The organism is Corallococcus sp. AB049A (assembly GCF_003668885.1).
In the GTDB taxonomy this organism is placed as follows: Bacteria; Myxococcota; Myxococcia; order Myxococcales; family Myxococcaceae; genus Corallococcus; species Corallococcus interemptor.
In genome coordinates this window covers 1-5,314 of record NZ_RAWL01000527.1, presented here as the reverse complement: position 1 = coordinate 5,314, position 5,314 = coordinate 1, and the positions used below count along the sequence as shown (strand labels likewise).

3 protein-coding genes and 2 pseudogenes are annotated in these 5,314 nt (G+C 72.4%); 4 read left to right on the top strand and 1 reads right to left on the bottom strand.

Annotation, left to right across the window (positions count from 1 at the left end):
• Both D7X55_RS35275 and hrpB read left to right on the top strand, forming a co-directional pair.
• Nucleotides 1–547: pseudogene (locus D7X55_RS35275) on the top strand (hypothetical protein); the annotation flags it as partial.
• 45 nt (nt 548–592) lie between these two features.
• On the top strand, nt 593–3,157 hold the full coding sequence (gene hrpB, locus D7X55_RS35270; RefSeq protein WP_121725350.1) for an ATP-dependent helicase HrpB: 2,565 nt from the start codon (nt 593–595) through the stop codon (nt 3,155–3,157).
• 15 nt (nt 3,158–3,172) lie between these two features.
• On the opposite strand, the gene D7X55_RS35265 is transcribed toward hrpB, so the two are convergent.
• A complete protein-coding gene (locus D7X55_RS35265; RefSeq protein ID WP_120550949.1) occupies nt 3,173–3,652 on the bottom strand; it encodes a GNAT family N-acetyltransferase in 480 nt (159 codons plus the stop codon).
• A 137-nt stretch (nt 3,653–3,789) separates the two neighbouring features.
• Here D7X55_RS35265 and D7X55_RS35260 point away from each other — a divergent pair, with 137 nt between their 5' ends.
• Both D7X55_RS35260 and D7X55_RS43050 read left to right on the top strand, forming a co-directional pair.
• A complete protein-coding gene (locus tag D7X55_RS35260) occupies nt 3,790–4,839 on the top strand; it encodes a hypothetical protein (RefSeq protein ID WP_121725349.1) in 1,050 nt (349 codons plus the stop codon).
• Nucleotides 4,840–4,985: 146 nt separating this feature from the next.
• Nucleotides 4,986–5,314, top strand: a pseudogene (locus D7X55_RS43050) (hypothetical protein); the annotation flags it as partial.

The window sequence follows — 5,314 nt, the reverse complement described above, 5'->3', positions numbered from 1 at the left end:
GCGCGAGGCGCTGGTCTCGCTGGGTCGGCGGCTGGATGTGGCGCTGCGACAGGGGCGACTGCTCGCCGAGGCCGCGCTCGTGCCCGTGCCTGGGGTCTTCGAGGCCGCGGGGCTCACCCTCAAGCCCCGGAAGCGCGCTGGCAAGTCGCTCGCGCTCTCCGCCGAGGAAGGGGCTTCGGAGCTCTTCGGTGAGGAGGGTGACTCCGGTCAGGAGGATGCGTTCGAAGGGGCCGAGGAGGCCTCCTCGGACGACGCTCTGGAGGCGGCTTCCGACGAATCGGAGACTCCGGTACCGGTGGAGGAGCCTGTGGCGGAGGTTGCCGCTGCCGAGGCTCTGGAGGAGGCCACCGCGGATTCGGAACCCGTCGCTCCGGAGGCTCCGGCCGTGGCGCGTCCCCGTCGGGGACGGCCTCCGAAGAATGCGGCTCCGGCCGTGGAGACCGCTCCTGCGGAGACGCCTTCGGACGCACCGGCTGCCGGTGCTCCGGAGGCCGTGCGCCCCAAGCGACGCAAGAAGACCGACCCGTCCGAGGCTGGCACGCCTTGAGACCCGACGCGCGGTGAGTCCCCCGCCGTGAAGAGGAACCCGGACATGGCGGACGTCGCCCTTCCCATTGATCCCCTCCTGCCGGACATCGTCTCCACGCTCCGGAGCTCGCGGTCGCTCGTGCTGGAGGCCCCTCCTGGCGCGGGCAAGACGACCCGCGTGCCCCGCGCACTGCTGGAGGCGGGGCTGGGCGCGGGCAAGGAGATCGTCGTCCTCCAGCCCCGGCGGCTGCCCACCCGGCTCGCCGCGCAGCGCGTGTCCGAGGAGATTGGCGAGCGCGTGGGCGAGACCGTCGGCTACCAGGTCCGCTTCGAGGACGTGCGTGGCCCCAAGACGCGCATGTCCTTCGTCACCGAGGGCGTGCTCGGCCGGCGCCTGCTCACCGACCCCACGTTGCGCGACGTGGGCATCGTCGTGCTCGACGAGTTCCATGAGCGGCACCTGTCCGCGGACATCTCGCTCGCGCTCCTGCGGCGGCTGCAGGAGACGGCCCGTCCCGATCTCAAGCTCGTGGTGATGTCCGCGACCCTGGAGGCCGAGCCCGCCCGCGCGTACCTGGGCGGTGCCCCTTCGCTTCGCTCCGAGGGCCGGCGCTTCGACGTCAGCGTCGAATACCTCTCCGCACCGGATGAGCGGCACCTGGATCAACAGGTGCTCTCCGCGCTCAAGCGCCTGTTCACCCAGGGCGTCGATGGCGACGTGCTCGTGTTCCTCCCCGGTGCCGGGGAGATCCGCCGCGCTCGCGACACCTGCGCGGAGTTCGCCGAGCGCCATGACGCCGACGTGCTCCCGCTCCATGGCGACCTGTCGCCCGCGGAGCAGGACCGCGCCGTGCGCCGCAGCTCGCGCCGGAAGATCATCCTGTCCACCAACGTCGCGGAGACGTCCGTCACCATCGACGGCGTCGCGGTCGTCATCGACAGCGGGCTTGCTCGCGTGGCGTCGCACTCGCCGTGGTCCGGCCTGCCGCAGCTCAAGCTGGGCAAGGTGAGCCGCGCCTCCGCCGTGCAGCGCGCCGGCCGCGCGGGCCGCACCCGTGCCGGCCACTGCGTGCGCCTCTACACCCAGCACGACTTCGACGGCCGGCCCGACCAGGAGGCTCCGGAGATCCGCCGCACCGACCTGGCCGAGACGGTGCTCTCGCTGCGCGCGTCGGGCGTGAAGGACCTGACGGCGTTCCCGTTCTTCGAGCCGCCCCCCGCCCCTGCCCTGGAGGCCGCGGAGACGCTGCTGCGCCGGCTGGGCGCGGTGGACTCGAAGGGCCAGGTGACGGACGTGGGCCAGCGGCTCCTGCGCTTCCCCGTCCACCCCCGCCAGGCGCGCGTCATCGTCGAGGGTGAGCGCCGCGGCGTGGGCGGGGATGCCGCCGTGCTGGCGGCCCTCATGGGCGAGCGCGACATCCGCCGTGAGGCCCGCGCCAACCTGGGTGGCGGTGGCCGGGCGTCCGCGCTCGTCAGTGGGCCCTCCGACCTGCTGGAGCTCCTGGAGCGCTTCCGCGAAGCAGGCCGCTCCGGCTTCGCGTCCGGCCGCATGCAGTCGCTGTCGCTGGACGCGGGCGCGGTGCAGTCCGTGGAGCGCGTGCAGAAGCAGCTGCGGCGCACGGTTCGCGAACAGGGCTCGCGCCCGGGACGTCCCGAGGACGTGGAGCAGGCGCTGATGCTCAGCGTGCTCGCGGGCTACCCGGACCGTGTGGCCCGCAGGCGGCGGCCCCGCTCTCCGGAGCTGGTCATGTTCGGCGGCGGCACCACCAGCCTGTCCGAGTTCAGCGTCGTCCAGGACGCGGAGCTGATGGTCGCCGTGGACGCCGAGGAGCGCCCCGGCCGCGGCGCCGTGGTGCGGCTGGCCAGCGCCGTGGAGGCCGAGTGGCTGCTGGACCTCTACCCGGAGGCGCTGGAGGAGGTGGACACCCTCCAGTGGAACGCGGACGCACGCCGCGTGGAGCGCCTCACGCGGCTGGCCTACGGCAACCTGGTGCTGGAGGAGACGCGCACGCCCGCGCCCCCGTCCGAGGAGGCCGCGCGCGTCCTGGCCGAGGCGGCGCTGGCGGCGGGCCCGGAGCGCTTCGCGGAGCCCGAGGCGCTGGAGCAGTGGCGCACCCGCGTGGAGCTGCTGGGCAAGGCGTTCCCCGAGGCGGGCTTCCCCACCGTGGACGCGAACTTCATGCGCGACGCGCTGGCGTCCCTGTGCGTGGGCGCGCGCAGCTTCTCTGATCTGGAGGGCGTGTCGCTGCTGGACGCGCTCTACGCGCGGCTCACCTCCGAGCAGCAGCGCCTGCTGGCGAACCACGCCCCCGAGCGCGTCACCCTGCCCGGCGGGCGCGGCGTGAAGGTGCACTACGAGCCCAACAAGCCACCCTGGGTGGAGTCACGGCTGCAGGACTTCTTTGGCATGGCGCAGGGGCCCAGCGTGGGCGCGGGCCGCGTGCCGCTGGTGCTGCACCTGCTGGCCCCCAACATGCGCGCCGTGCAGGTGACCACCGACCTGGCGGGTTTCTGGGAGCGTCACTACCCGGCGATCCGCAAGGAGCTGTGCCGCAAGTATCCCCGGCACTCGTGGCCCGAGGATCCGCGTCACGCCGAGCCGCCCGCGCCCCGTCCTCCGAGGCGCTGAGGGCGGCGGCCGCGACTACAGCCGCTTGTGCATCTCCAGGTGGTCGATGCCGGCTTCGTCGAAGACGGCGCCGACGGGCTGGTAGCCGTGCTTCTTGTAGAAGTCGAGCGCGTAGAGCTGCGCGTGCAGCATGATGCCGTTGTAGCCGCGGCGGCGCGCCTCCTCCTCCAGCGTCGTGAGGAGCTTGGAGCCCACGCGGGACTTGCGGTGCGCCTGGAGCACCGCCATGCGGCCAATCTGGCCCCACGCTCCGGGCTGGCCGGCGGGAGGCTCCGGCAGCTTCACCAGGCGGCCGGTGCCGATGGCGTGGCCCCCCTGGTAGGCGAGCACGTGGTAGGCGTTGGCGTCCTCGGCGTCGCGCTCGATGCCCTCGGGAACGTGCTGTTCCTCGATGAACACCACCTCGCGGATGGCGAGGGCCTGCATGAGCTCCGCCTCGTCCTTGATCTGGGCGATGGTGACGGGTGCCGGGGATGTCTCGGGAGGCGTCGGCATGGCTGTGGGCAAGGTACACAAAAGCCCGCGCCGCCAACAGGCGGAAAAAACCACCGCTTCCGGCCCGGCGCGCCTCCCGCACGGGCGGCCCTTCCCCTGCCTCCTGACGGCGGGAGGGCATGGTAGGGTTCAAGGCGATGCGTACCCGTGCCCTCTTCGCCCTGTCCGTGGGCCTGCTGTCGACGCCCGCGCTCGCCCAGAAGGAGTTCTTTTTTGGAACGGGAGAGCCGCCCGTGTTCCGCGAGTCGGACATGGACAAGCGGTTCCTCCGCTCCCGCGTCAATCAGGCCCTGGTCCAAGGGACGAACGACGCGAACTGCGCCCAGCTCGTGGGCGCGCTGCTCACCCTGGTGGGCGAGTCCGCGCCGTACCTGCACAAGCGCGACGAGAACTTCTACCTGGACCCGGTGCTCATCCAGGCGCTGGGCACGCAGCTGTCCACGCCGCGCTTCCCGGCCAACATGTTCATGGTGTCGATGATCCGCCGGGTCCTCATCGACAAGCGGCTGCCGCCGGAGTGGATGCAGACGGCGGTGGCGCTCGCGCCGTACTACCCGCCGTTGGATTTGAGCAAGCTGCGCTTCATCGCGGACGGCGTGAAGCCCGTGGACAGCTTCTTCTTCACGCTGCCCGCCATCCTGGAGCGCTACGACGTGGAGGTCCTCAAGGCCAACGCCATGGCGGCCAGCGTGGCGGACGCGAAGTTCCGCGACGACTACCTCGACAAGGAGGTGGCCTTCGCGGGGCTGGAGTTCATCGACGCGAAGCTGGAGAAGCCCAAGAAGAAGAGCAAGAAGGGCCCGCCGCCGGAGCCTCCCGCGCTGGTGGCCCGGCTCGTCTACTACCTGCCGGATCCGGGCAACGACGGGCTGCTGTCGGGGCTCACCTACGGCAAGCCCAAGGTGCGGCCCGCGGTGAACATCACGGCGCGCCTCAAGGACGACCAGTACACGCAGCTGACGCAGCTGCCGAAGGGCTCGCGCGTGCTCCTGCGCGGCCGGTTCTGGGAGTACCGCAAGCAGGTCAAGGAGCTGGAGGTGCGCGACGCGTACCTCTTCCAGGACCGCGACTGGGCCCAGAACCCCGCGCTCGCGGATCCGAACGCCGTGGCGGCCTGTCCGCTGGCGTTCAACGACCTGACGGGCACCGCGCCCGTGCAGCCGGGCGGCTTCGGCGGCAAGCGCTAAAGCGCCGTCCCGCGTTCCGCACGCCCATCCCGGGGGCGGCACCCCTGACGTGCCGCCCTCACCGCGCGCTCCTCCCGGGAGCGCGCTCCGCCTGACTGGCACGGCCGCTGCTCATGCCCGCGCATCCCTTGCGCGCGAGGCATGCCATGAAGGTCGAAGGTCAGGACGCCCCTTCCGGAAACGAGAAGGCTTCTCCGGAGAAGGACGCGTTCAAACAGGTCCTCCAGCGGACCTCCGGCCGGCCCGACGCCCCACTGCGTCCCGGGGCCCGCCGAGAGCCGCTGTCCCCAGGGCCGGCCCCGAAGCCGGGCCTCCTCCGGGCCGGAGGCCCCGTGGCCCGGACCACCCCGGCGCTTCCCGGCGTCCGTGCCGCGGGGGTCGTCCTCTCCACGACGCGCAGCGCGCTGGGGAGTCCCGAGACGCTCCGTCAGGCCCGGCAGGGCATGCACGTGGAGGCGCAGCGGCTGGGGACGGT